Source organism: Curtobacterium sp. MCBD17_026 (assembly GCF_003234895.2).
Classification (GTDB): Bacteria; Actinomycetota; Actinomycetes; order Actinomycetales; family Microbacteriaceae; genus Curtobacterium; species Curtobacterium flaccumfaciens.
Genome location: NZ_CP126281.1, coordinates 3040726 through 3067198, shown reverse-complemented (window position 1 = coordinate 3067198; position 26473 = coordinate 3040726). Strand labels below are relative to the sequence as shown.

Sequence of the window (26473 nt, the reverse complement as noted above, 5' to 3'; positions counted from 1 at the left end):
GACACGCCCGGGATGGGAGCTGGCTTGGCGCACTCGCTCAGGGCTGCGTATAGTTCTTACTCGTCACCCCAAAGGTGCGGCGGAGCGGCTGGAGCGAAAGCCCAGAGCACGTCGGCCCTCAAGCGGGACCATCCTCCACTGAAGTTCAGATCGGGCCTTGCGCCGGATCGCTTCGACGCCTAGGATGACAAGCCCACCGGTTCTCTCCCCTCGGGATGAGCCACTGGACCTCCGGGTCCGACGAACAACCGGTGGCAAGCCAAGAACACAAGCCTTGTGGCTGAAGCTCGAACTCGAGCCGAGGAGCAAGTGCGTCTGGTCCTTGAGAACTCAACAGCGTGCACATTGTCAATGCCAATTTATTGATTGACCTCGTGCCTGGTCGGTTTGCCGATCGGGTCATGAAGCAATTCCTTTTGGATTGAAGATTGTCAGTAGACAGTCAACAGTCAGAATCAACTCGGTCTGATGCCTTCGGGTGTTGGGTCTGTATTTTTTTACGGAGAGTTTGATCCTGGCTCAGGACGAACGCTGGCGGCGTGCTTAACACATGCAAGTCGAACGATGATGCCCAGCTTGCTGGGTGGATTAGTGGCGAACGGGTGAGTAACACGTGAGTAACCTGCCCCTGACTCTGGGATAAGCGTTGGAAACGACGTCTAATACTGGATATGATCACTGGCCGCATGGTCTGGTGGTGGAAAGATTTTTTGGTTGGGGATGGACTCGCGGCCTATCAGCTTGTTGGTGAGGTAATGGCTCACCAAGGCGACGACGGGTAGCCGGCCTGAGAGGGTGACCGGCCACACTGGGACTGAGACACGGCCCAGACTCCTACGGGAGGCAGCAGTGGGGAATATTGCACAATGGGCGAAAGCCTGATGCAGCAACGCCGCGTGAGGGATGACGGCCTTCGGGTTGTAAACCTCTTTTAGTAGGGAAGAAGCGAAAGTGACGGTACCTGCAGAAAAAGCACCGGCTAACTACGTGCCAGCAGCCGCGGTAATACGTAGGGTGCAAGCGTTGTCCGGAATTATTGGGCGTAAAGAGCTCGTAGGCGGTTTGTCGCGTCTGCTGTGAAATCCCGAGGCTCAACCTCGGGCTTGCAGTGGGTACGGGCAGACTAGAGTGCGGTAGGGGAGATTGGAATTCCTGGTGTAGCGGTGGAATGCGCAGATATCAGGAGGAACACCGATGGCGAAGGCAGATCTCTGGGCCGTAACTGACGCTGAGGAGCGAAAGCATGGGGAGCGAACAGGATTAGATACCCTGGTAGTCCATGCCGTAAACGTTGGGCGCTAGATGTAGGGACCTTTCCACGGTTTCTGTGTCGTAGCTAACGCATTAAGCGCCCCGCCTGGGGAGTACGGCCGCAAGGCTAAAACTCAAAGGAATTGACGGGGGCCCGCACAAGCGGCGGAGCATGCGGATTAATTCGATGCAACGCGAAGAACCTTACCAAGGCTTGACATACACCGGAAACGGCCAGAGATGGTCGCCCCCTTGTGGTCGGTGTACAGGTGGTGCATGGTTGTCGTCAGCTCGTGTCGTGAGATGTTGGGTTAAGTCCCGCAACGAGCGCAACCCTCGTTCTATGTTGCCAGCGGGTTATGCCGGGGACTCATAGGAGACTGCCGGGGTCAACTCGGAGGAAGGTGGGGATGACGTCAAATCATCATGCCCCTTATGTCTTGGGCTTCACGCATGCTACAATGGCCGGTACAAAGGGCTGCGATACCGTAAGGTGGAGCGAATCCCAAAAAGCCGGTCTCAGTTCGGATTGAGGTCTGCAACTCGACCTCATGAAGTCGGAGTCGCTAGTAATCGCAGATCAGCAACGCTGCGGTGAATACGTTCCCGGGCCTTGTACACACCGCCCGTCAAGTCATGAAAGTCGGTAACACCCGAAGCCGGTGGCCTAACCCTTGTGGAAGGAGCCGTCGAAGGTGGGATCGGTGATTAGGACTAAGTCGTAACAAGGTAGCCGTACCGGAAGGTGCGGCTGGATCACCTCCTTTCTAAGGAGCATCTGGTCAGTGCTGGTCGCCCATCATGGGTGGTTGGTTGCTGGTCCAGGCGCCTGATTCGGACCGAACGTGTCCGACGGGTAGCTCATGGGTGGAACATTGACAGTGCAGTTGGGAGTGATGCTTCCGACCTCAGTACGCTCTGCTTGCAGGGTTGGGACGGGTCGAAGGTGGAGCTGCTGGCTGGTGCACGTTGTTGGGTCCTGAGGGACCAGGCTTCCTGCTGACGCGTGAGTGTTGGTGGGGGTTGGGCCTACGGGTCCTTCGTCGGGCCAGGGTGAACCTACCGTTGTGGTGGGGGAGTGCTGGTGCCGATCGTATGTTGAGAACTACACAGTGGACGCGAGCATCTTTGATTCGCGTCATCCATGATCAGCCTTCGGGTTGGTGTGGTGACGTTGGATCGCAATTTTAATCTTTGTGGTCAAGTTTCTAAGAGCAAACGGTGGATGCCTTGGCATCTGGAGCCGATGAAGGACGTAGAAATCTGCGATAAGCCTCGGGGAGCTGATAATCGAGCCTCGATCCGAGGATTTCCGAATGGGGAAACCCCGCCAGGCGTTTTGCGACCTGGTGACTCCCGCCTGAATATATAGGGCGGGTAGAGGGAACGTGGGGAAGTGAAACATCTCAGTACCCACAGGAAGAGAAAACAACATGTGATTCCGTGAGTAGTGGCGAGCGAAAGCGGATGAGGCTAAACCGATCATGTGTGATAGCCGGCGGGCGTTGCATGGTCGGGGTTGTGGGACACGTCACTCAGTTCTGCCGGACTGGGACGGTTACAGCGCATCATAGTCGAACCGGTTTGAAAGCCGGGCCGTAGTGGGTGCCAGCCCCGTAGACGAAATGGTGTTATGGCCGGATGTGTATCCCAAGTAGCACGGGGCCCGAGAAATCCCGTGTGAATCTGTCAGGACCACCTGATAAGCCTAAATACTCCCAGATGACCGATAGCGGACAAGTACCGTGAGGGAAAGGTGAAAAGTACCCCGGGAGGGGAGTGAAATAGTACCTGAAACCGTTTGCTTACAAACCGTCGGAGCCTCCTTAGTAGGGGTGACGGCGTGCCTTTTGAAGAATGAGCCTGCGAGTTAGTGATATGTGGCGAGGTTAACCCGTGAGGGGCAGCCGTAGCGAAAGCGAGTCTGAATAGGGCGTTTGAGTCGCATGTTCTAGACCCGAAGCGAAGTGATCTATCCATGGCCAGGTTGAAGCGACGGTAAGACGTCGTGGAGGACCGAACCCACTTCAGTTGAAAATGGAGGGGATGAGCTGTGGATAGGGGTGAAAGGCCAATCAAACTTCGTGATAGCTGGTTCTCTCCGAAATGCATTTAGGTGCAGCGTTGCGTGTTTCTCGCCGGAGGTAGAGCTACTGGATGGCCGATGGGCCTCAACAGGTTACTGACGTCAGCCAAACTCCGAATGCCGGTGAGTGAGAGCGCAGCAGTGAGACGGTGGGGGATAAGCTTCATCGTCGAGAGGGAAACAACCCAGACTACCAACTAAGGTCCCTAAGCGTGTGCTAAGTGGGAAAGGATGTGGAGTTGCACAGACAACCAGGAGGTTGGCTTAGAAGCAGCCACCCTTGAAAGAGTGCGTAATAGCTCACTGGTCAAGTGATTCCGCGCCGACAATGTAACGGGGCTCAAGCACACCACCGAAGTTGTAGATTTCGCACTATAGACAAGCCTTCGTGGTTCAGTCGTGCGGAGTGGTAGGAGAGCGTCGTGTGGCGAGTGAAGCGGCGGAGTGATCCAGCCGTGGACGCTACACGAGTGAGAATGCAGGCATGAGTAGCGAAAGACGGGTGAGAAACCCGTCCTCCGAAAGACCAAGGGTTCCAGGGCCAGGTTAATCCGCCCTGGGTAAGTCGGGACCTAAGGCGAGGCCGACAGGCGTAGTCGATGGACAACGGGTTGATATTCCCGTACCGGCGAACAACCGCCCAAGCTAATCCAGTGGTGCTAAGAGTCCTAACCCGGTACAACCGGATCCCTTCGGGGTGATGGTGGCCGGTCTAACGCTCGACCCCATGCTGGTGCGGTTAGCGTATGAACAGGTGTGACGCAGGAAGGTAGCTGAGCCAGGCGATGGTATCCGTAAGGTGAACCTGGTGTAAGGATGTAGGGCTGACGATAGGCAAATCCGTCGTCTGTGTGCCTGAGATCCGACGCGTACCCGTAAGGGGAAATCAGTGATCCTATGCTGCCGAGAAAAGCATCGACGCGAGGTTGCAGCCGCCCGTACCCGAAACCGACTCAGGTGGTCAGGTAGAGAATACCAAGGAGATCGAGAGAATCGTGGTTAAGGAACTCGGCAAAATGCCCCCGTAACTTCGGGAGAAGGGGGGCCGGACACGTGACCGGATTTACTCCGTGAGCGTTGAAGGCCGCAGAGACCAGTGGGAAGCGACTGTTTACTAAAAACACAGGTCCGTGCGAAGTCGCAAGACGATGTATACGGACTGACGCCTGCCCGGTGCTGGAAGGTTAAGAGGAAGGGTTAGCCTTTGGGCGAAGCTCTGAATTTAAGCCCCAGTAAACGGCGGTGGTAACTATAACCATCCTAAGGTAGCGAAATTCCTTGTCGGGTAAGTTCCGACCTGCACGAATGGCGTAACGACTTCCCAGCTGTCTCAACCGCGAACTCGGCGAAATTGCACTACGAGTAAAGATGCTCGTTACGCGCAGCAGGACGGAAAGACCCCGTGACCTTTACTACAGTTTGGTATTGGTGTTCGGAGTGGCTTGTGTAGGATAGGTGGGAGACTGTGAAGCGGGCACGCTAGTGTTCGTGGAGTCATTGTTGAAATACCACTCTGGTCACTTTGGATGTCTAACGTAGGACCCTGATCGGGTTCATGGACAGTGCCTGATGGGTAGTTTAACTGGGGCGGTTGCCTCCCAAAGAGTAACGGAGGCGCCCAAAGGTTCCCTCAACCTGGTTGGCAATCAGGTGGCGAGTGTAAGTGCACAAGGGAGCTTGACTGTGAGACTGACAGGTCGAGCAGGGACGAAAGTCGGGACTAGTGATCCGGCAGTGGCTTGTGGAAGCGCTGTCGCTCAACGGATAAAAGGTACCTCGGGGATAACAGGCTGATCTTGCCCAAGAGTCCATATCGACGGCATGGTTTGGCACCTCGATGTCGGCTCGTCGCATCCTGGGGCTGGAGTAGGTCCCAAGGGTTGGGCTGTTCGCCCATTAAAGCGGTACGCGAGCTGGGTTTAGAACGTCGTGAGACAGTTCGGTCCCTATCCGCTGCGCGCGTTGGAAATTTGAGAAGATCTATCCCTAGTACGAGAGGACCGGGATGGACGAACCTCTGGTGTGTCAGTTGTTCTGCCAAGGGCACCGCTGATTAGCTACGTTCGGACCGGATAACCGCTGAAAGCATCTAAGCGGGAAGCCGTCTTCGAGATGAGATTTCCATGCACCTTGAGTGTGAGAGGCTCCCAGCAGACTACTGGGTTGATAGGCCGGATGTGGAAGCGGGGACTAACGACCCGTGGAGCTGACCGGTACTAATAAGCCGAAGACTTGATAACACACTGATTTCCGTGCACGTGTTGCACGGGCTCGCGTCCACTTTGTGGTTCCCGACAGACGATCGGGAATCGAACTGAATACACCGCTCTGTCCTCTTCACTGGGGGCAGCAGCTGGGACAGCTTTGAGACCAACAGTATGATCTGGTCGAGAGTGTTCCGGTGGTCATAGCGAGAGGGAAACGCCCGGTCACATTCCGAACCCGGAAGCTAAGCCTCTCAGCGCCGATGGTACTGCAAGGGGGACCTTGTGGGAGAGTAGGACGCCGCCGGACTTAACGTATGAAAGATGTGGCCATCGGCCCTCCATCGAGAATTCGCAGGGGAAACCCTCGTTCTCGGTCGGGGCCGGTGGCCATTTCTGTTTCTGCCGCCGTTCGCTCGACGCCGGCTCCGGTTCGTGATGGACTGGAAGCCGACGTCGGGCGACCGACGCGGCACCCAACACAACGACACAGCGGACGAACGCCCGAGGCACTGCACCGGGCACGCGATGAGGAGCAACGGTGGCGAACGACGACGATCAGCGGCGGAACGACGGGGACCGCGGAGATCGACCCCGACGGGACGGCGATCGGTTCCCCCGTCGCGACGGCGCTCCGCGGCGGGACGGCCAGAGCGATGGTCGTTGGTCGTCGGGACCTCGCGAGTTCGAGCGCCGTGAAGGCAACCGTCGTGATCGTCCGCAGGGTGGAGACCGTCCGTTCCGTGACGGCGCACCCCGACGGGACAGCGCGCCGCGTCGCGACGGCGATCGTCCGTTCCGATCCGGCGACCGGAACGACCGTCCGTCGTGGCAGGGCGACCGTGGTGACTCGGGTCGGCCGCCGCGCGGCGATGGTCCGCGCGGTGCCGATCGTCCGCGGCGCGATGGCGATCGTCCTCACCGTGGTGGCTCGGACCGCCCGGGTCGTGACGGTGATCGTCCGTTCCGTGGCGGATCCTCTGACCGGCCGCGCCGTGACGGCGACCGACCGTTCCAGGGCGGATCCGACCGTCCGCGTCGTGATGGGGACCGTCCGTTCCGTGGCGGCTCCTCGGACCGTCCCGCTCGTGATGGCGACCGCCCGTACCGCGGTGGTTCGGACCGTCCCGCTCGTGATGGCGATCGTCCGTACCGTGGTGGATCGTCCGAACGTCCCGCTCGAGACGGTGATCGTCCCTACCGTGGCGGATCCTCTGACCGGCCGCGCCGTGACGGCGACCGTCCGTTCCGTGGTGGCTCGGACCGTCCGGCTCGTGACGGCGACCGCCCGTACCGCGGTGGCTCGGACCGTGCCGCTCGAGACGGCGACCGCCCGTACCGTGGTGGTTCGGACCGTCCCGCCCGAGACGGCGACCGCCCGTACCGTGGTGGCTCGGACCGTCCGGCTCGTGACGGGGACCGCTCGTACCGTGGTGGTTCCTCCGATCGTCCGGCCCGTGGTGGTTCCTCCGACCGTCCGTTCCGCGGCGGTTCGTCGGACCGCCCGGGTCGCGACGGCGGTGATGAACGTCGTCGTTTCGGGGACGGCAGCCGTCACTCCGGCGCCCGCTTCGGCGAGGCCGCGCGCGACGACTGGGAAGACCGCGACCCGTACGGCACGAAGTCGATCCGTCCGCGCCACGACGACCCGGAGATCCCCGAGGAGATCCAGGCGCGCGACCTCGATCCCGCGGCCCGGATGGAGCTGAAGACCCTCAGCAAGGACAACGCCGACTGGGTTGCGCGTCACCTCGTGGCAGCTGCGCTCTTCGTCGACGACGACCCCGAGACGGCCAACCAGCACGCCCTGAGCGCTGCTCGTCGTGCCGGTCGTGTCGGTGTCGTCCGCGAGACGGCGGCGATCACCGCGTACCGCCTCGGCGACTTCGCCACCGCGCTCCGGGAGCTCCGCACCTACCGTCGGATCTCGGGTCGCAACGACCAGCTGCCGATGATGGTGGACTGCGAGCGTGGCCTGGGTCGTCCGGAGCGGGCACTCGAACTCGGTCGCTCGGTCGAGCGCTCGGCCCTCGAGACCCCGGTGCAGGTCGAGCTCGCGATCGCCATGTCCGGCGCTCGTCTCGACCTCGGGAATCCCACAGCGGCCCTCGGTGAGCTGGAGATTCCACAGCTGGACCCGTCCACCGCCTACACGTGGTCCCCGGCGCTCTACAGTGCTTACGCGGCCACGCTCGAGGAGCTCGGTCGACAGGACGAGGCCGACGAGTGGTGGGCCCGTGTGGACCGCGCGGCAGCGGCTCTCGCCGAAATCGCGGACGACAACGCTTGGGAGACAGTTGATGTGGTCGAGGAAACGCTCGAAGTCGAAGAACACGGAGACGCCGGAGACGACGACGCCGATGACCTCGGAGCCGACGACGTCGCGACCGACGAACTCGACGGCGACGACGAATCCGCCGACGACCTCGATGACGACCCCGCCCTCGATGACCTCGACGACGACACCTCCGCAGCCGACGAGCCCGGCGAGATCGACGACGACAACCCCCGCGACGTCGACGGCTCCGCAGCCGACTGAGCACTCGGCGGCCTTGACCGACGGCGTCGACGTGGTCCTCACCGACCTCGACGGCGTCGTCTACCGCGGCCGCAACGCCATCCCGCACGCGGTCGAAGCCCTGACCCGGGCATCGCTCGCGGCGCGGGTCGGCTACATCACGAACAACGCGTCGCGCCGCCCGATCGACGTTGCCGAGCACCTCGAGCGCTACGGTCTCGAGGTGTCCGAGGGCGACGTCGTCACCTCGTCGCAGGCCGGCGTCCAGCTGCTCGCGACCCTGGTGCCGGCCGGATCGACCGTCCTGGTCACCGGCGGGCTCGGCCTGTCGAGCATCGTCGAGGCAGCCGGGTTCACGGTCACCTCGAGTGCCGAGGACTCCCCGGCCGCGGTCATCCAGGGCTTCTCGCCGGACCTCGGCTGGAAGGAACTGGCCGAGGCCTCGTTCGCCCTGGCCGACCCTGACGTGCCGTGGGTGGCCACGAACATGGACTGGTCGATCCCGGTCGAGCGGGGCATCGCACCCGGCAACGGCACGCTCGTGTCCGCCGTGCACCAGGCAGTCGGCCGGATGCCCGTGGTCGCCGGCAAGCCCGAGCGGCCGATCTTCGACACGGCGGTCGAGCGCTTCGGCGGCGGTCGGACCCTGTTCATCGGGGACCGGCTGGACACCGACATCAAGGGCGCGAACGACGCCGGGATCCCGAGCGTGCTCGTGCTCACCGGCATCGACAAGGCGAAGCAGGTGCTCGCGGCCGACCAGCGCTCGCGTCCCACGTACGTGCTCGAAGACCTCCGGGGGCTGTCCCAGCCCTACCCGGAGACGGCGCGGCGCGAGGACGAGGACGGCACCCGGTACGTGACCGTCGGGACCTCGACGGTGGCGATGCGCGGGCACGTCGTCCGGGTGCTCGACGCCGGGACGGACATCGATCGGCTCCGTGCCGGCTCGACGCTCATCTGGGAGTCCGGGTTGGCCATCTACGGCCTCGACGTGGACCCGCAGCTGTACGGCGGCGAGTAGCGTGTCGGACGTGCCGAACCCCGAGCAGCCGTCCGCCGAACCCGAGCAGCAGGACGCCTTCGCCGCGCGCACAGCCGAGGCCGAGGCCCTGCCGCTCGCCGACCGTGCCGAAGCCTTCTCCGCCCTGCACGACGAGCTGCGGACGCGGCTCGAGAGCGGCGGCTCCGCGAGTGCCTGAGCCGGACGGAGCCGTGCACGACGCGTCGCCGGTCCGCCTCGACGCCCTGCTGGCCGCACGCGGGCTCGCACGGTCACGGACCGTCGCCAGCAAGCTGATCCAGAACGGCCGGGTGCTCGTGGGCGGCCGTGCCGTCCTGAAGCCGTCGACGCCGATCGCATCCGACGCGGACATCGAGGTCGACGCCGCGGACGAATGGGTCTCGCGCGCCGCCCGGAAGCTCGTCGGCGCACTCGACGCGTTCGACGTCGACCCCGCCGACCGGGTCGTGCTCGACGTGGGCGCGAGCACCGGCGGGTTCACCCAGGTGCTGCTCGCACGCGGCGCGCGCCGTGTCATCGCGCTCGACGTGGGCCACGGACAGCTGCACCCCACCATCGCGCTCGACGAACGCGTCGCCGTGGTCGAGGGGACGAACGCGCGGAACCTCACGCGCGCCGACTACCTGGCGCTCGACGGCGCCGCCGCCGAGACGAGCCTGGTGGTGGGGGACCTGTCCTTCATCTCGCTCCGACTCGTGCTGCCGGCGCTGGCCGAAGCCGTCCCCGCGGACGAGTTCGTGCTCCTGGTGAAGCCCCAGTTCGAAGTGGGCCGTGGCGGTGTGCGCGAGGGCATCGTGCACGACGCCGGGCTGCGGAACGACGCGCTCATGAACGTGCTGTGGGCGGCGTGGGACCTGGGCCTCGGCACCAGTGGGCTCGCCGCGTCCCCGATCGTCGGGACACACGGCAACCACGAGTACCTGGCCCGCTTCCAGCGCGGTGTCGGGGGCAATCCGACAGAATGGAGAGTCCGGGCGACCGAACTCACGGAAGGGTCTTCATGAGTGACGAACGGCACATCCTGCTCGTGTCTCACACGGGTCGCCGTGACTCGATCGACGCTGCGGTCGAGGTCTGTGACCTCCTGCACGCAGCCGGTCTCACGCCCGTCATGCCCTTCGACGAGTACGCCGACATCCGTCGTGCCGAAGCGTCGGTCGGCAAGGTCGACATCCTCGGCGTCGACGTCCAGCCGAACCAGCTCGAGATCGTCATCGTGCTCGGTGGCGACGGCACGATCCTCCGCGCGGCGGAACTCGTGCGGAACACCGGCGCTCCGCTGATCGGGGTGAACCTCGGGCACGTCGGGTTCCTGGCCGAGAGTGAGCGTGACGGCCTGTCCGAGACGGTCGAGCGCGCGCTGTCCGGCGAGTACAACGTCGAGGAACGCGTCACCCTGCAGGTCGACGTGGTCGTGGGCAACCAGATCGTCTACTCGAGCTGGGCGCTGAACGAAGCCACGATCGAGAAGGCCTCGCGGGAGCGGATGCTCGAGGTCGTGACCGAGGTCGACGGCCGCCCGCTGTCGTCCTTCGGCTGCGACGGCGTGGTCGTGTCGACCCCGACCGGCTCCACGGCGTACTCGTTCTCCGGCGGTGGCCCCATCGTGTGGCCGGACGTCGACGCGCTGCTCATGGTGCCGCTGAGCGCCCACGCCCTGTTCGCCCGTCCGATCGTCGTCGGGCCGGACTGCACGCTCGCGATCGAGGTCCTGCGGCGCACGAGCGGTGTCGGTGTCCTCTGGTGCGATGGCCGACGGACCCACGACCTGCCTCCGGGCGCCCGTGTCGAGGTCCGGCGTTCGCCCGATCCGGTGCGTGTCGCCCGACTCAAGGACGCTCCGTTCACCGACCGCTTGGTCGCGAAGTTCCAGCTGCCCGTCGCCGGGTGGCGCGGCCCCCAGAGCGACGAGGACGACCGTTGAGCCCGGAGGACGATCGATGAGCACGGAGGACGACCGATGATCGAGGAGATCGCGATCCGCGACCTCGGTGTCATCGGTGAGACCACGCTCGAACTCGGGCCGGGCTTCACCGTCGTCACCGGGGAGACCGGTGCGGGCAAGACCATGATCGTCACGGCGCTCGGGCTGCTGCTCGGTGCGCGGGCCGATGCCGGTTCGGTGCGCCGCGGCGCGTCGAGCGCCGTCGTCGAAGGCCGCTGGCACGTCCCCGAACAGGACGCGGTCGCCGAACGCGTCGAGGACGCCGGCGGCACAGTCGAGGACGGCGAACTCATCCTCACCCGCACGGTCTCCGCCGAGGGGCGCAGCCGTGCCACGGTGGGCGGTCGCAGTGCGCCCGTGGCGGTGCTCGGCGAGCTCGCCGACCAGCTCGTCACCGTGCACGGGCAGTCGGACCAGATCCGCCTGACCTCGGCCACTGCGCAGCGGGCCGCCCTCGACGGGTTCGGGGGAGCCTCGCTCGAGAAGGCCCTCGCCCGGTACGTCGCCGCGTACGACGCCTGGCAGCAGCACGCCGGTGAACTCGAGGTCCTGGTCCGCGACCGGGACGACCGGGTGGCCGAGGCCGAGCGGATCCGCGCGGCCTCCGACGAGATCGAGGCCGCCGACCCGCAGCCCGGCGAGGACGTCGAGCTGGCCGAGCGCGCCGAACGGCTGGGGAACCTCGAGGAGCTCCGGTTGTCCGCGGCCCTGGCGCACGAGGCGTTGTCCAGCGAGTCCCTCGACGGAGTCTCCGACGTGGTCGGCCTGGTCGAGTCCGCACGCCGTGCCGTGGAGCGCGTCGTGTCGTCGGACAGTGCTCTGCAGCCGGTGCTCGAGCAGCTGACGGAGCTCGGGATCCAGGCGGCCGAGGCCTCGGCGAGCATCTCGAGCTACCTCGGTTCCCTGGAACCCGAGGCCGGGCACGACCTCGAGCTCATCAACGAACGCCGTGCCCTGCTGGCCGGCCTCACCCGCAAGTACGGCGAAACGGTGGACGACGTCATCGCCTACGGACAGCGCGCGAGCGACCGGCTGCTCGAGCTCGACGGCGACGACGACCGGATCGCGGCGTTGCAGCAGTCGGTCGAGCAGGACGAGCAGGCGCTCGAGACGGCCGCCGCGGCGCTCACCACGGCGCGCACCAAGGCCGCGGCCGACCTGGCGAAGCGCGTGACCGCTGAGCTGAAGACCCTCGCGATGGGTGGTGCGACCCTGGTGGTCGAGGTCACCGACGCCGGCGAGTACCGCCGCCACGGCCGTGACCAGGTCACGATCCTGCTCCAGCCGCACTCCGGCACCGACCCCCGGCCGATCGGCAAGGGGGCGTCCGGCGGCGAGCTGTCCCGCGTGATGCTCGCGATCGAGGTCGTCATGGCCGGCAGCACCACGGTGCCGACGTTCGTCTTCGACGAGGTCGACGCCGGTGTCGGTGGGGCGGCGGCGATCGAGATCGGCCGACGGCTGGCGAAGCTCGCCGAGCGCACGCAGGTCATCGTCGTCACGCACCTGGCCCAGGTCGCGGCCTTCGCGAACAACCACCTCAACGTCGTGAAGGACGCCAGCGGGGCCGTCACGTCGTCGAGCGTGCGCCGGCTCGAGGGCGAGGACCGGTTGCAGGAGATGGCACGGCTGCTCTCCGGACTCGGCGACAGCGCCAGTGGCATCGAGCACGCACGCGAGCTGCTCGACGTGGCCGGCCAGCGGGCCTGACGACCAGGCACGCGGGTACTGTCCCCGGGTCCGGACCCGGACCCGGCCACGGCCCGAGGACCCGGCCGCCCACCCGCGCAACGCCCACGGCGAACCGAGGTCGCGCCTCCCGGCAGTTCTGACGTACGATGGAATCCCGTGGCGGACACTCTCAGCGGCGGTACCAATTCTTCGATCTCGACCCCGAAGGTGACGAAGCAGATCTTCGTGACCGGCGGGGTCGTCTCGTCTCTCGGCAAGGGCCTGACGGCGGCCAGCCTCGGCAACCTGCTCACGGCTCGCGGCCTCAAGGTCGTCATGCAGAAGCTCGACCCGTACCTCAACGTGGACCCGGGCACCATGAACCCGTTCCAGCACGGCGAGGTCTTCGTGACCGACGACGGTGCGGAGACGGACCTCGACATCGGGCACTACGAGCGCTTCCTCGACATCAACCTGTCGCAGGCCGCGAACGTCACGACCGGTCAGGTGTACTCGACCGTGATCGCCAAGGAGCGTCGCGGCGAGTACCTCGGCGACACGGTGCAGGTCATCCCGCACATCACCGACGAGATCAAGCGGCGGATGCGCGAGCAGGCGCAGAACGACCCGCAGCCCGACGTCATCATCACCGAGGTCGGTGGCACCGTCGGCGACATCGAGTCGCAGCCGTTCATCGAGTCCGCCCGACAGGTGCGGCACGAGCTCGGCCGCAACAACGTGTTCTTCGTGCACGTCTCGCTGGTGCCGTTCATGAACGCCTCGGGTGAGCAGAAGACCAAGCCGACGCAGCACTCCGTCGCCGCGCTCCGCTCGATCGGCATCCAGCCCGACGCGCTCGTGCTGCGCAGCGACCGTCCGGTGTCGGAGTCGAACAAGCGCAAGATCGCGCTGATGTGCGACGTGGACGAGGACGCCGTGGTGAACGCCGTGGACGTCCCCTCGATCTACGACCTGCCGACGCTGCTGAACAACCAGGGCCTCGACCAGGTCATCGTCGACGCGCTCAAGCTCGATGCCGGTCCGGTCGACTGGACCGCGTGGACCCCGGTGCTGAAGGCCGTGCACGAGCCGAAGAAGGCCGTCACGATCGCCCTGGTCGGCAAGTACATCGACCTGCCGGACGCCTACCTGTCGGTCACCGAGGCGCTCCGTGCGGGCGGCTTCGCGCACGACGCCAAGGTGACGCTGAAGTGGGTCGTGTCCGACGACTGCACCACGCCCGAGGGCGCGGCGAAGCAGCTCGGCGACGTCGACGGCATCTGCATCCCCGGCGGGTTCGGCGTGCGCGGCATCGAGGGCAAGCTCGGCGCGCTGAAGTTCGCGCGTGAGCAGGGCATCCCGACGCTCGGCCTGTGCCTCGGCCTGCAGTGCATGGTCATCGAGTACGCCCGCCACGAGGTCGGTCTGACCGACGCGTCGAGCACCGAGTTCGACCCGGAGACCTCGACCCCGGTCATCGCGACGATGGCGGAGCAGGTGGACATCATCGCCGGCGGCGACCTGGGCGGCACGATGCGCCTGGGCCTGTACCCGGCGTCGTTCACCGAGGGCTCGCTGGCGGCGGAGCTGTACGGTGCGCCGGAGGCCTCCGAGCGGCACCGTCACCGCTACGAGGTGAACAACAAGTACCGCGAGCAGATCGCGGACGCCGGCCTCGTCTTCTCGGGCACGTCGCCCGACGGCACGCTGGTGGAGTACGTCGAGCTCCCTCGCGACGTGCACCCGTTCTACATCGCCACGCAGGCGCACCCGGAGCTCCGCTCGCGTCCGACCGATGCGCACCCGCTGTTCGCGGGGCTCGTCGCGGCCGCGATCGAGCGCCACGAGGCGTCCAGCCTGTTCGACCCGCAGACCGAGGAGCAGGTCGCGTAAGCGCCGGTCTCACGATCGGACGGGAGGCGCGGTGCCAGCTGGCACCGCGCCTCCCGTCCGTCGTGGGGTCGCGTCCACGGAACCTGGTTCCGGACGCGGAACCACGGAACGACGCGGTGCTGTGTCCGGAACCTGGTTCCGATGGGGGCGTCAGGTGCGCGCGTGCTTGGATGGAGACGTGACAGACGCACCGATCGCTGACGAGTCCGCCTCCTTCGAGGTCACCGAATCCACCGTCGTGTACGAGGGAGCCGTCTGGGACGTGCGCCGCGACACCGTCGCCTACAACGGCGACTCGATGGTCCGCGAGTACATCGACCACACGGGTGCCGTCGCCGTGTACGCCGAGGACGACGAGGGCCGCGTCCTGGTCATCCAGCAGTACCGGCACCCGGTGCGGCTGCGCGACTGGGAGCTGCCCGCGGGTCTGCTCGACATGGAGGGCGAGGACCACCTGACGGCCGCCAAGCGCGAGCTGGGCGAGGAGGCCGACCTCGAGGCCGACACGTGGGAGCCCCTGGTCCGCTACAACACGTCGTCGGGTGGCAGCGACGAGTTCATCCAGATCTACCGGGCGCGCGGTGTCCGGTCGACCGAGTCCGCGTTCGAGCGCGAGGCGGAAGAGGCCGACATCGTGACGCGCTGGGTCCCGCGGGCGGAGCTGCTCGAGGGGATCCTGGGCGGTCGGCTCAACAACTCGGCCCTCGTCGTCGCGACGCTCGCCGTCGAGGCCATCGAACAGCGCGGCAAGTGAGCGGGTCCGCGGCCGACGGTCTGCGCGACCTGGTCGCCACGGGTACGTGGACGCACGAGCCGGAGGCCGCCGAGTTCGACGGCGACGTGTTCCGCGTCACCGCGGTCGAGGGCAGTGACGCCTGGCGGACCACCTCGTACGGGTTCGTGCACGACTCCGAGCACGCGCTGCTGCAGCCGACGGACGGGCCGTTCTCGGTCGAGGCGTCGTTCGTGCTCGACTTCACCGAGCAGTTCGACCAGGCCGGGGTGTTCCTGCGCGTCGACGAACAGACCTGGATCAAGGCCGGCGTGGAGTTCTCGGACGGAGCGCCGCAGCTCGGCGCCGTGGTGACGCGCGGGTTCTCGGACTGGTCGGTGTCGCCCGTGCCGGAGTGGGCGGGCCGGGTGGTGACCGTCCGCGCGAGCCGCGATGGTGACGCCGTGACGATCCGGGCGTGGGCCGAGGGTGACGAGTCCCGCCTCGTCCGGGTCGCGTACCTCGACCCGGACGCCGACGTGTCCGCGGGGCTGCTGTGCGCCGGGCCGACGCGGGCCGGGCTGACCGTGACGTTCACCGGGTTCCGCGTGGGCGCACCGGACGAGGCGTTGCACTGACGGGTGGGTTGCCCCGCGCCGGTTAGCCTGCTGAGGTGATGCCCCTCGACCGTGCCGTGGAGACGTACCTGCGGCACGTCGCGATTGAGCGGGGGCTCTCGCAGCACACGTTGTCCGCGTACCGGCGGGACCTCGCCGTGTTCACGTCGTGGTTGGCGGCCGCTCCGGTCGTCAAGTCCGACGGTGCGGACCGGGCCGGGGGGTCCTCGGCGCTGCGGGACGTGGCACGGTTGGCACGGGCGGACGTCTCGGGGTTCGTGACACACCTGGCCACCCGACCGGAAGGTCCGCTCGCACCGCGGTCGATCGCGCGGATGCTCAGCTCGGTGCGCTCGTTCACCGCCTTCGCCGCGGGGGAGGGCTGGCTGCCGCTCGACCCCGGCACCGCCGTCCGGCCGCCGAAGGCCCCGATGCGGCTGCCGAAGGCGATCCCCGTCGAAGACATGGAACGGCTGCTCGGGGCGGTAGCCGTCGACGCCGACGACCCCGTCCAGCTGCGCGACAAGGCCCTGCTCGAGCTGCTCTACGCCACCGGTGCGCGGATCTCCGAGGCGGTGGGGCTGTCGGTCGACGACGTGACGACGCTGTCGGATGCCGACGGCGAGCTCTCCGTCGTGAAGGTCACCGGCAAGGGCAACAAGCAGCGGATCGTGCCGCTCGGCAGCTTCGCCCGGGCCGCGATCGACGCCTACCTGGTGCGCGCACGGCCGGTGTTCGCGGCGCGCGGGCCCTCGACACCGGCGCTGTTCCTCGGTGCCCGTGGAGCGCGGTTGTCACGGCAGAGCGCCTGGCTCGTGATCCAGGCCGCCGCTGCTGCCGCCGACCTGGAGGCGCACGTGTCACCGCACACGTTCCGGCACTCGTTCGCGACGCACCTGCTCGAGGGTGGTGCTGATGTGCGCGTGGTGCAGGAGTTGCTCGGGCACGCGAGTGTCGCGACGACGCAGATCTACACGATGGTCACGGCGGACATGCTGCGGGACGTGTACCAGACGGCGCACCCTCGGGCGCGGCGGTAGGCGCGCTCTGCGCGCTCAGAACAGGTGGAACTGGGCCGACGCGGCGATGACCGTCGTCGTCACCGCGACGACGAGCGCGCTCGCCGAAGCGCTCCGCGCCAGGACCGCCCAGGCGCCGACGGCCCCGGGACGGACGATGCCGATGACGCCGCACGCCACCGCGAGCAGTCCCGCCAGGCCCCAGGGGTTCGCGACGACCGAGACCACGGCGAGCAGCACCGCGAGCACCGTGAACACACCGAGCCGACGGTCGCCGGTGGTGCCCGATGCCCACGCGTCCGTCCGGATCGCTGCGGTCTGCACCGAGAACGACGGCCCCACCGGAGCGACGACGATCGGCGTGACCGGTTCCGTGGCGGCCGCAGGGACTCGCGTGGCTGCGCCCCAGGTGCGACCGTCCCACCAGCGCAGACGACGGGCGTCCTGCGGGTCCGGGAACCAGCCTGCGGCCGGCAGCGTCACGGTTGCTCCTCGAGGTGCGGGGTGGATCGACGCTCCCGAGCCTAGGAGCGCGGTCGGCCTCGCCCCAGTCCCCAGCCGGGTGTCAGCACAAGGGGGGACCGGGCCGGTGCACTACGGTCGGGGCGTGCCCTCGACGCTCGACGAATTCTGGACCGCGCGACGCCGTGAGCGTCCGAGTCTCCCGACGGCCGTTCCGGAGGCGTGGTCCTTCGGCGCGACCCCGGAGCAGGCGGACGCGCTCCTGCAGCTCGTGGTCGACGGGGTCAAGGTCGGCACGGCGTCGTCGCTCTGGGACTACGAGGCGACCGGTGACCCGCTGCCGGCAGCCGACGAGTTGGGCATCGTGACCGACGGCTCCGGTGCGCCCCGTGCCGTCATCGAGACGACGGTGGTCCGGGTGGTGCCGTTCGACCAGGTCGGCGCGGACCACGCCTGGGCCGAGGGGGAAGGGGACCGGACGCTCGAGCACTGGCGGACCGTGCACGAGGCGTTCTGGCGCGCACACTCGGAGAACCCGCGCGGGTTCGCGCCGGACATGCCGGTCGTGTGCGAGCGGTTCCGGCTGCTCTGGCCGAACGGCTGAGCCCGAGCCCGAGCCCGAGCCCGAGCCCGATCCCGATCCCGATCCGGGGTCAGGCGGGGACCGGCTCCGCGTCGACCTCGGTGAACACGTCCTGCACGGCGGCGAGCAGCCGGGCGTTGAAGTCCACGCCGAGCTGGTTCGGCACGGTGACGAGCACGGTGTCGGCAGCACGGACGGCCTGGTCGGCCGCGAGTTCCGCGACGAGCTGTTCGGGCTCACCGATGTAGGACCGGCCGAACCGGGCCAGCCCGCCGTCGAGGTGCCCGACCTGATCCTGCCCCTCGACCTGCGCGCGGACGCCGAAGTAGTGGCGCGACTCGTCGTCGATGATCGGGATGATGCTGCGCGAGACCGAGACGCGCGGTTCGCGGTCCCAGCCCGACTCGGACCACACCCGGCGGAAGCGCTCGATCTGCTCGGCCTGCAGCTGGTCGAACGGCACACCGGTGTCCTCGGTCAGCAGGGTCGAGGACATCAGGTTCATGCCGTGCTCGGCGGTCCACTCCGCGGTGACGCGGGTGCCGGCGCCCCACCAGATGCGGTCGCCGAGCGAGTCGGACAGCGGGGAGATCGGCAGGGACCCGACCGAGCCGGTCATCTGCGGATTGGCATGGGCCATCGGCTCGCCGGCGATCGCGCGGCGGAACACGTCGGTGTGCGCACGGGCCATGTCACCGCCGTTCTCGTCAGCGGCGTCGGGCACGTAGCCGAACTGCTGGTAGCCGGCGAGGGCGGTCTCGGGTGATCCCCGCGAGACACCGAGCTGCAGTCGCCCTCCCGAGATGAGGTCGGTGGCCGCGGCTTCTTCCGCCATGTAGAGCGGGTTCTCGTAGCGCATGTCGATGACGCCGGTGCCGATCTCGATCCGGCTGGTCTTCGCGGCGATGGCGGAGAGCAGCGGGAACGGTGCGGCCTGCTGCGGTGCGAAGTGGTGGACGCGGAAGTAGGCGCCGTCGACGCCGGCTTCCTCGGCTGCGACGGCGAGGTCGATCGCCTGTACCAGGGCCTCCCGCCCGCTGCGCACCTTCGACCCCGGCACGTCACGCCAGTGTCCGAACGACAGGAACCCGATCTTCGTCATGTCCATGCGAACGCATCCGGAGGCAGGGCCATTCCGCCGCGACTACCGTGGCCGGCATGGAGGACCCCCGCCCCGCGCTCGAGGCCGAACGCGTCCGCAACGCACGGCTGCTCGCTGCGGTCGAGCGGAGCATGCGCGACGTCAGCGACGCCCGGCAGGACGCGAACTCCGACGACGAGCACGACCCGGAGGGCGCGACCCTGGCCTGGGAACGCGGCTCGCTCGGTGCGGTCCGCGACGGTGCCCGGCTGCGGATCCGCCAGGTGGACGCAGCGCTCGCACGACTCGACGACGGCACCTACGGCCGCTGCACGGTCGGCGGTGAGCGGATCCCGGAGGCCCGGCTGGCCGCCGTCCCGTGGGCGGCGACGTGCGTCGCGCACGCGTGAGGGGTACGCGATCAGTGCCGCCTGACGGCCGGGAGGCGCGGCCTGCCCCCGCCCCGTGCCTCCCGGCATGCGCACCCCGCGTCCACCGCGTGCGCCGCTGATTCCCAGCCGCGCGCCCTACGTTTTCGGCATGGACGGCGACCCGAACGACCGACCCGGCGACGCCCGGGCCGACGGCGCGCCGCGCCAGCGCTTCCAGTGGTTCCACCGCCTGCGCACGTGGATCCACGCGCGGCCGCACGTGCACCTGCTCTACAAGGTGCTCGTCGGCATCGTCGGCGGGATCGTCGTCATCGTCGGGTTGATCCTGGTGCCGCTGCCGGGCCCGGGGTGGCTCGTCGTGTTCATCGGTCTCACCGTGCTGGCGAGCGAGTTCCACTTCTTCCACAGGATCATCACGTGGCTCCGGGCGCAGCTGCACCGCTTCTGGGACTGGGCCAAGCGGCACGGGCCGAAGCGCCTGCGCGAGGCCGCGGACCGAGGCAAGGCCGACGTCGATGCTGCGCACACCGGTGCGGCGCGGACGGTCGGGGTGCGTGCGCGCGCTCGCGGGGCGAACTCGGCGCGACCGGGCCACTAGCGCCGCGGCGGTCGGCGCCGTGCGGTGCTGGTCACCGCGTGCGAGGCTGATGGCTCCGTGCGGCGCTGCTGGCCCGCACCGAGCAATCGATCTCGCACCGAATGGGCATCGCCGCACCGTGCGAGCGCGTCGCACCGTGCCGGGCGCGCCTACTCGGCCGCGACCCGGATCGAGCCGGTCGCGGTGCGCTCGATGACCTCGGCGGCGTGCTCCTCGACCTCGGCGGCGTCCTTCGACGACAGTTGCAGCACGAGGGCGACGACCGCGGCGAGCACGATGAAGCCGCCGTACCCGGCGATCACCGGGACCAGACCGACCGAGGGCTCGAGCAGCCCGCCGATGACCGAGGGCACCCCGAACGCCAGGTAGCTGACGACGTAGATCGTGGAGAGCAGTCCGGCGCGGTGGGTCGGGGCGGCGGTGGCGAGCAGCATCCGCAGCGGCGCCTGGAACCCGGCGCCGAAGCCGACACCGGCGATCGCGCTGCCGACGACCATGCCCGGCAGGGAGTGTGCGAACACGAACGACACGGTGACGATCGGGCCGAGGACGAGCGCGACGAGCCCGAGCAGGACCGCGCGACGGGTGTCCATCCGCTGGATCGCCAGGCCGGTCAGGGCGCCGACGCCGGTGACCACGGCGATGAGCGCACCGGCGGCGAAGTGGTTCGTGATGCCGAACACCGTGCCGAGCGCCGAGGGGACGAGCGACAGGAACATGCCGCCGAGGGCCCAGCTGGCGACGAGCGAGCCGGCGACGCCGCGGAACAGCCGGCGTGAGGACCGCGGCACGCTGATCGTCGGGCGCAGGGACCGGAGTGCACCGGGGCGGCGCTGCACCTGCTCGGGGACGACGAACAGCGCGAGCACCAGCAGCACGAGGAGCGCGCCGAACAGCAGGTAGACGAGCTGCTCGGGCGCCGGACCCCACTGCACCAGCGCGCCGCTCGACATCGCGCCGGTGGCCAGGGCGATCGGCGGGATGACGCCGTTCAGCACGCCGGCCATGGTGGGGTGGCGTTCGAGGGAGTTGTCGATGAGGGCCGCGCCGAGAGCCCCGATGAGCAGCCCGACCGAGACGCCCTGCACGATCCGGTCGACGATGAGTGCGACGACCCCGTCCGCCATCGCGAACAGGCCGAGCGACAGCGCCACGCCCAGGCCACCGACGACCAGCACGGGCTTGCGGCCGACGTGGTCGGACAGGCGACCCGCGACGAGCAGACTCGCCAGCAGGCCGGCGACGTAGATGGCGAAGACCCCGGTGAGCATGAGCGGGGTGAGGTGCCACTCGGCTGCGTAGACCGGGTAGATGGGCGACGGCACGGCCGACGACGCGACCGAGACCAGGAGCATCGCCGCCAGGATCCAGAACCCGGCGACCGAACGAGCTGACTGGTGCATGCGCACCCCTTTCCATCTCCGTGCAGTACGACTGCATTCGTACCGCAATCGAACAGTACGACGCAAGTCGTACAGCAAGCCGAACGGTGGTAGCGTCCCGTCCATGCCCGCGCACGTCGATGCTCCTGAACGGCTGCCGCAGCCGTCCGTGGCCGAGATGGACCTCCCGGTCGTGATGGACGCCCTGAGCGACCCGATCCGGCTCGCGATCCTGCACCGCTACCTGGTCGACGCGGCCGGGGGTGAGCGCAGCTGCGGCTGGGTCGGCATCGACCGGCCGAAGTCCACGCTGACCCACCACTTCCGAGTCCTGCGCGAGGCCGGTCTGCTCGAGCAGCACCTGGAGGGCCTGACCCGCGTCAGCCGCGTCCGCGTCGAGGACGTGCAGCAGCGGTTCCCCGGGCTCCTCGACCTGGTGCTCGACTGGCAGGTCCCCGCGGCCCTGCTGCGCGAGGGAATCGCCTCGTGAGCGCCGGCGCGACCACCGGCGTGGACGCTGCGCACACGCTTCCGTCGATCGTCGCGGACCCTGCCGTCACTCCGGCGCTCGCCGCAGACCTGACGGCGGCCGGCTTCACCGTCGACCGGCTCGACTCGCTGTGGGGCGCCGAGGCCGCCGCATCGCTGCACCGCGGTTCGCGGGTCGCCGCCCTCCGTGCGCTCGCCGCCCGCGAGACCACGCCGCTCGGCACCCTGGCAACGCTGTTCGTGCTCGGCCGGCCGGTGGCGCGGGCCGAGGCCGCGGCGACGTTCCCGGCCGCCGGGCTCGACGCCGTCATCGCCGCGGGCCTGCTGCGCAGCGAAGGCGAAGGCGCCGACACGCTCGTCCACCCCACCGTCGACTTGCGCCCCTACGCCTTCGTCGACGACCTCGGCGCCGGTAGCTGGTGGATCGTCTCCGACCTCGGCGAGCTCGCCCTCGGGCACGCCATCAGCGAGGAACACGTGCTCGGCATCGGTGGCGCCACCACCACACTGAGCGGCCTGCAGGTGCCCGTCCCGGTCGAGCGTGTGCTCGACCTCGGCACCGGGTGCGGCATCCAGGCCATGCACGCGCGGCGCTTCGCCGACCAGGTGGTCGCCACCGACATCTCGCGCCGTGCCCTCGACATCGCCCGGTTCAACGCCCGGCTCAACGGCATCGACGGCATCGACTTCCGGTTCGGCTCGCTGTTCGAACCGGCCGCGGGGGAGCGCTTCGACCGGATCGTCTCGAACCCGCCCTTCGTCATCACACCCCGTCGCGAGGGCGTCCCGTCGTACGAGTACCGGGACGGCGGCATGGTCGGCGACGCCCTGGTCGAGACGGTGCTCCGCGGCCTCGAGGCCCACCTGGAGCCCGGTGGCACCGCTCAGCTCCTCGGCAACTGGGAGTACCACTGGGGCGTCGACGGCCTGGACCGCGTGCGCGCCTGGTTCGCCGACACCGACCTCGACGTGTGGGTGATCGAGCGCGAGCGGCAGGACCCGACGTCCTACGCCGAGACCTGGATCCGCGACGGCGGGACGAAGCCCGGCACGGCCGAGTTCGACACCCTGATGGGTGCCTGGCTCGACGACTTCTCGGACCGTCGCGTCACCGGCGTCGGCTTCGGCTACGTCGTGGTGCGTCGCCCCCTGCCGGGAGGCCCGTCCGGCCTCCGCCGGTTCGAGCGCGTCCCCGAGACGCTCGGCTCCAACCCCGCGGGCCTCGGCGCGACGGTCGCGCGCGTCCTCGACGCGGCAGCCTGGCTGGCCGCGCACGACGACGCCGCGCTCGCCGCCGCCCACCTGTCGGTGGCCGGTGACGTCACCGAGGAGCGGTACTACTGGCCGGGCAACGACGACCCCACCGTGATGACCCTGGTGCAGGGCGGTGGACTCGGGCGCCGGGTGGACGCGGACACCGCACTCGCGGCGTTCGTCGGTGCGTGCGACGGCGACCTGTCCGTCGCCGCGATCATCGGCGCGCTCGCGCAGATCACCGGGGTGGACGAGCAGGCGCTCGCCACCGACCTGCTGCCGGCGGCGCGCGACCTGGTGCTCGACGGGCTGCTCGTCCCCGCCGCCTGACGATCAGGCGCGGTGGTCGCGCCAGCTGTGCTCGGGCGTGTAGCCGAGGAGTTCGCGGGCCTTCTCCGACGACAGCAGCGAGCTGACGCCGTCGATGTCGGCACGGCGCTCGATGTCCGGCACGAAGCGTTCGACGAGCTCGATGGTCGGGGTGTCCATCACCGTGTCGGGGCTCGCGATGACGAACGCCTCGAACCCGGTCAGGTCGGCCTCGAGCGCCCGGCGGACGGCCTGGGCCCCGTCGCGGGAGTCGATGTACGACCAAAGGTTGAACGTCTTCGCCTCGGGGGTGGCGTCCCACGGGAACGCCGGGTAGTCGGTCTCGTCCATCACGTTCGAGAAGCGCAGGCCGATCATCTTCAGCTCCGGGTCCCAGTGGGTGAAGTGGCGGGCCATCTCCTCTTCCACCGCCTTGCCGAGCGAGTACGACGACTGCGGGCGGACCGCGAACTCCTCGTCGACGGGCAGGTAGGGCGGGTGGTGCTCGCCCATCGGGATGCCGAGCAGGGTCTCGCTCGACGCCCACACGACGTTCTTGATCTTCGCGGCACGGGCGGCGTGGAAGACGTTGATCGACGAGGTCACGTTGTTCGTGATGAGGGCCACGTCGGGGACCTGCCCCGGGGCCGGCACCGCCGCGAGGTGCACGACGGCGTCGACGTGGTCGTACCGGTCGTCGATGCCGAGCAGGGCGTTCAGGACCTGGCCGTGGTCGGTCAGGTCGATCCGCACGAACGGGACACGCTCGGGCTTGTCCGGCGAGGGGACACGGTCGAGCAGGACCACGTCGTACCCGTGCGCATCGAGGTCGCGCACCACCGCTCGTCCGAGCTTGCCGCTGCCACCGGTCACCACTACACGCGTCATCGCGTCACTCCACATCGTCGTCGGAACACACCCTGGCGGGCACCGACCATCCTGCCCCGCCGCACCTGACGCGACCAGGCCCTGTCCGTACCCCGGAGCTGACACAATTTGTCATTGCAAATTTCAACGCTCATATGCCAGTTTGGGCATCGTGATTCGGCGAGGAACGATCGTTGCGGCGGTCGTGCTGTCATCGAGCCTTGCCGGCTGTTCGTCCGACCCGATGTGGGCACCGGCGGGTGAAGCCAGCGAGCGGACCATCGCGATCGTGGACGGCGGGATGACGCCATCCCTCGGGCGAACGGGTGCAGCACAAACTTGGATCGCGCCGAACCTTCCGGACGAGTCGCCTGATGGCCATGCTGACCTGCTCGCGGCGGCAGTTCTCGCCGAGTTCGGTGAGGGAACCCCATCACTTCTCGACGTACGAGTGGCGACGCCGAATCACCCCGCCACTCCGGACTCAATCGCCCAAGGCGTGGAATGGGCCGTCGGCAGTGGAGCCGACATCGTGTTGATCGCTCTGAGCAGTCGCTTCGACTCGGCCGCGCTTCGGGCTGCCTTGCGGAACGCGGATCGCAACGACGTCCTCGTGGTGAGCAGCATGCAAAACGAATTGATCGGTGCGAGGTCCTTCCCCGCTGATCACGAATCCGTGCTCTCGGTGTCCAGTGTGGATCACTCCGGGGCACGGGCGTCGACGTCGCCACGTGACGGCGACGTCAGCGCACTCGGTGTTGACGTCGACCTCGGCTCTGGCGGTGAGGTCTCCGGGACGAGCATCGCAGCCGCATCGGCCGTCGCCGCGGTGATCCGTTGTGCCGGGTGGCCTGTGTCCCGCGATGACTTGCTCCGCGACGCGCAGCGTCGTGGCGTCAAAGACGACCGCGGCGTTCCAGTGCTGCGGTGTACCGAAAGGAAGAACCAATGAAGCTCTCCAAGTGGACACCGCCCGTCGGCGTGTTGGTGACGGCAGTGATGGTGTTCAGCCTTGTCGCGCCCGCGTCTGCCGAACCCGTGGACCGTGATCCTGATGCGGCGGCCGTCGACATCTCCGTGGTGACGGAAGGGAATCCTGCTGGTGAGGCGTCCGTCTCCACCCAGATCGAGTCGGAACTCGGGATGGACGGTGAGGCTGTCGTCGCGATCGACGGCAACGTGATCGACACGGTGAGCGTTGAGACTGCCCAAGAGGGGGATGCGCTCGAGGACACGTACTCGATCAGCGACCTCACGATCGTCGACGACGAGAACTTCTCCGCGCTCCTCACCTCGGACTCGACAGGTGAGACGCACTTCATCGACACGACAGCCACCGAAGCGCAGGTTCTGCCGCTGATCCTGGTGGTGCTTGCTCGTGTGGGTATCCAGATGGCCATCCGCCAGTTCTCGAAGGCCGCGATCCAGAGCGCCGCGAAGAAGTACGCGCTGTCCCTCACAACGTCGAAGTGGACTCATATCATGGCGCGGAAGCACAACTGGCGGTACGTGGGTGGTACGACCCGTGCAAAGGTCGCAGACCTCATGAGCAGGGCTGTCGCGAACGGACGTTCAGCGAAGGCGCGTGACCACATCGACTACACGTGGCGATACAGCGGGCGGACGATCACCGTTCGGACGTCGACCGGCGGTCACATCAGCAATGGATGGGTGAAATGAGCGAGATAGCGAGCCTCGTCGACGGGGGAAGGATCGGTGATGCCGTCCGAGCCGCCCGCGGGCTCACCCCTCAGCGGGTCCGTGAACTCCTCTTTGCTTCTGGTGGGTTCATGCAGGACTCTGGCCCGTACGACGAGTTCTTCCGCCGCTGGTACGCCACGCTCGAGAGCCCGTACCTGCGGGCCGAAGCAGCGGATTGGTTCTGCCAGGCGTACCTGACCGAACTGGCCGACGTTCCTGGTGCGGAGCACTACGGAGCGGCCTTGTCGACGGATTCGAAGCGAGCGGTGCGTGACCACCTCGCGCGGGAGATGCGGGGCCGGAACATCTCAGATTGGTCGATGTCTCCGGAGGAACCCCTCTCGAAGACGCAGGTCCGCGCGTGGAGCACCGCGGCGGACGAACTCGCTGCCGTGCGCTTGCCCTGACCACTTGG

Annotated in this window: 23 protein-coding genes and 3 rRNA genes; 22 read left to right on the top strand and 4 right to left on the bottom strand. The window is 67.6% G+C overall.

The genetic code is table 11. The annotated features are described in order from the left end of the window. Positions 1-496 precede the first annotated feature (496 nt). The 14 genes from DEI85_RS14560 (at position 497) to DEI85_RS14495 (ending at position 16961) form a co-directional block, all read left to right on the top strand. A 16S ribosomal RNA gene (locus DEI85_RS14560) occupies positions 497-2018 on the top strand. A 431-nt stretch (positions 2019-2449) separates the two neighbouring features. Next, positions 2450-5577: ribosomal RNA gene (locus DEI85_RS14555) — 23S ribosomal RNA — on the top strand. Positions 5578-5734: 157 nt separating this feature from the next. After that, positions 5735-5851 (top strand): 5S ribosomal RNA (rrf, locus tag DEI85_RS14550). The 16S, 23S and 5S rRNA genes sit together here, the layout of an rRNA operon. 385 nt (positions 5852-6236) lie before the next feature. Continuing rightward, on the top strand, positions 6237-7250 hold the full coding sequence (locus DEI85_RS14545; RefSeq protein ID WP_284183434.1) for a hypothetical protein: 1014 nt from the start codon (positions 6237-6239) through the stop codon (positions 7248-7250). Further along, complete coding sequence (locus DEI85_RS14540; protein WP_111122820.1) at positions 7241-8080, top strand: tetratricopeptide repeat protein; 840 nt, start codon at positions 7241-7243, stop codon at positions 8078-8080. Before DEI85_RS14545 ends, DEI85_RS14540 begins: the two co-directional genes overlap by 10 nt. Positions 8081-8093: 13 nt before the next feature. Next, complete coding sequence (locus DEI85_RS14535) at positions 8094-9083, top strand: HAD-IIA family hydrolase (protein WP_111122821.1); 990 nt, start codon at positions 8094-8096, stop codon at positions 9081-9083. 10 nt (positions 9084-9093) lie between these two features. Further along, positions 9094-9261 carry a hypothetical protein gene (locus DEI85_RS14530; RefSeq protein ID WP_181420091.1) on the top strand — a complete coding sequence of 56 codons (168 nt, stop codon included), beginning with the start codon at positions 9094-9096 and terminating at the stop codon, positions 9259-9261. Beyond that, positions 9254-10087 carry a TlyA family RNA methyltransferase gene (locus tag DEI85_RS14525; protein ID WP_111122822.1) on the top strand — a complete coding sequence of 278 codons (834 nt, stop codon included), beginning with the start codon at positions 9254-9256 and terminating at the stop codon, positions 10085-10087. Before DEI85_RS14530 ends, DEI85_RS14525 begins: the two co-directional genes overlap by 8 nt. Continuing rightward, on the top strand, positions 10084-11007 hold the full coding sequence (locus DEI85_RS14520; RefSeq protein ID WP_071245131.1) for an NAD kinase: 924 nt from the start codon (positions 10084-10086) through the stop codon (positions 11005-11007). The genes DEI85_RS14525 and DEI85_RS14520 overlap by 4 nt, the downstream gene beginning before the upstream one ends. Before the next feature lie 36 nt (positions 11008-11043). Next, complete coding sequence (recN, locus tag DEI85_RS14515) at positions 11044-12738, top strand: DNA repair protein RecN (protein ID WP_111122823.1); 1695 nt, start codon at positions 11044-11046, stop codon at positions 12736-12738. A gap of 189 nt (positions 12739-12927) precedes the next feature. Further along, positions 12928-14592, top strand: coding sequence for a CTP synthase (gene pyrG, locus DEI85_RS14510; RefSeq protein ID WP_284183433.1), 1665 nt, complete (start codon positions 12928-12930; stop codon positions 14590-14592). Positions 14593-14770: 178 nt separating this feature from the next. Then, a complete protein-coding gene (locus DEI85_RS14505; protein ID WP_071245128.1) occupies positions 14771-15346 on the top strand; it encodes an NUDIX domain-containing protein in 576 nt (191 codons plus the stop codon). Further along, the gene (locus DEI85_RS14500; RefSeq protein WP_110861088.1) at positions 15343-15942 is read left to right on the top strand and encodes a DUF1349 domain-containing protein; all 600 of its coding nucleotides are present in this window, start codon (positions 15343-15345) and stop codon (positions 15940-15942) included. The genes DEI85_RS14505 and DEI85_RS14500 overlap by 4 nt, the downstream gene beginning before the upstream one ends. A 38-nt stretch (positions 15943-15980) precedes the next feature. Further along, on the top strand, positions 15981-16961 hold the full coding sequence (locus tag DEI85_RS14495; RefSeq protein ID WP_111122824.1) for a site-specific tyrosine recombinase XerD: 981 nt from the start codon (positions 15981-15983) through the stop codon (positions 16959-16961). A gap of 15 nt (positions 16962-16976) precedes the next feature. Here the strand turns inward: DEI85_RS14495 and DEI85_RS14490 are convergent, their stop codons facing one another. Further along, positions 16977-17423 carry a DUF2510 domain-containing protein gene (locus DEI85_RS14490; RefSeq protein WP_181420090.1) on the bottom strand — a complete coding sequence of 149 codons (447 nt, stop codon included), beginning with the start codon at positions 17421-17423 and terminating at the stop codon, positions 16977-16979. 124 nt (positions 17424-17547) lie between these two features. Here DEI85_RS14490 and DEI85_RS14485 point away from each other — a divergent pair, with 124 nt between their 5' ends. After that, positions 17548-18006 carry an ASCH domain-containing protein gene (locus tag DEI85_RS14485; RefSeq protein ID WP_220038919.1) on the top strand — a complete coding sequence of 153 codons (459 nt, stop codon included), beginning with the start codon at positions 17548-17550 and terminating at the stop codon, positions 18004-18006. Between the two features lie 49 nt (positions 18007-18055). Here the strand turns inward: DEI85_RS14485 and DEI85_RS14480 are convergent, their stop codons facing one another. Continuing rightward, complete coding sequence (locus DEI85_RS14480) at positions 18056-19093, bottom strand: LLM class flavin-dependent oxidoreductase (protein ID WP_111122826.1); 1038 nt, start codon at positions 19091-19093, stop codon at positions 18056-18058. A gap of 50 nt (positions 19094-19143) precedes the next feature. Here DEI85_RS14480 and DEI85_RS14475 point away from each other — a divergent pair, with 50 nt between their 5' ends. Both DEI85_RS14475 and DEI85_RS14470 read left to right on the top strand, forming a co-directional pair. After that, positions 19144-19476, top strand: a complete 333-nt coding sequence (locus DEI85_RS14475; protein WP_111122827.1) for a TraR/DksA family transcriptional regulator — start codon at positions 19144-19146, stop codon at positions 19474-19476. A 130-nt stretch (positions 19477-19606) separates the two neighbouring features. Then, the gene (locus DEI85_RS14470; RefSeq protein WP_111122828.1) at positions 19607-20056 is read left to right on the top strand and encodes a TIGR02611 family protein; all 450 of its coding nucleotides are present in this window, start codon (positions 19607-19609) and stop codon (positions 20054-20056) included. Between the two features lie 149 nt (positions 20057-20205). On the opposite strand, the gene DEI85_RS14465 is transcribed toward DEI85_RS14470, so the two are convergent. Beyond that, positions 20206-21459, bottom strand: a complete 1254-nt coding sequence (locus DEI85_RS14465; protein ID WP_111122829.1) for an MFS transporter — start codon at positions 21457-21459, stop codon at positions 20206-20208. Between the two features lie 103 nt (positions 21460-21562). Here DEI85_RS14465 and DEI85_RS14460 point away from each other — a divergent pair, with 103 nt between their 5' ends. Beyond that, the gene (locus tag DEI85_RS14460) at positions 21563-21928 is read left to right on the top strand and encodes an ArsR/SmtB family transcription factor (RefSeq protein WP_071245119.1); all 366 of its coding nucleotides are present in this window, start codon (positions 21563-21565) and stop codon (positions 21926-21928) included. After that, complete coding sequence (locus DEI85_RS14455) at positions 21925-23511, top strand: DUF7059 domain-containing protein (RefSeq protein ID WP_258376226.1); 1587 nt, start codon at positions 21925-21927, stop codon at positions 23509-23511. Before DEI85_RS14460 ends, DEI85_RS14455 begins: the two co-directional genes overlap by 4 nt. Before the next feature lie 3 nt (positions 23512-23514). On the opposite strand, the gene DEI85_RS14450 is transcribed toward DEI85_RS14455, so the two are convergent. Continuing rightward, positions 23515-24378 carry an NAD-dependent epimerase/dehydratase family protein gene (locus DEI85_RS14450; protein ID WP_111122958.1) on the bottom strand — a complete coding sequence of 288 codons (864 nt, stop codon included), beginning with the start codon at positions 24376-24378 and terminating at the stop codon, positions 23515-23517. A 142-nt stretch (positions 24379-24520) separates the two neighbouring features. Here DEI85_RS14450 and DEI85_RS14445 point away from each other — a divergent pair, with 142 nt between their 5' ends. The 3 genes from DEI85_RS14445 (at position 24521) to DEI85_RS14435 (ending at position 26465) form a co-directional block, all read left to right on the top strand. Then, entirely contained in the window at positions 24521-25309 is a 789-nt protein-coding gene (locus tag DEI85_RS14445; protein ID WP_146248954.1) for a S8/S53 family peptidase, read from the top strand. Then, positions 25306-26037, top strand: a complete 732-nt coding sequence (locus DEI85_RS14440) for an SAR2788 family putative toxin (RefSeq protein WP_111122831.1) — start codon at positions 25306-25308, stop codon at positions 26035-26037. Before DEI85_RS14445 ends, DEI85_RS14440 begins: the two co-directional genes overlap by 4 nt. A 110-nt stretch (positions 26038-26147) precedes the next feature. After that, complete coding sequence (locus DEI85_RS14435; protein ID WP_146237681.1) at positions 26148-26465, top strand: hypothetical protein; 318 nt, start codon at positions 26148-26150, stop codon at positions 26463-26465. Positions 26466-26473: the final 8 nt, after the last annotated feature.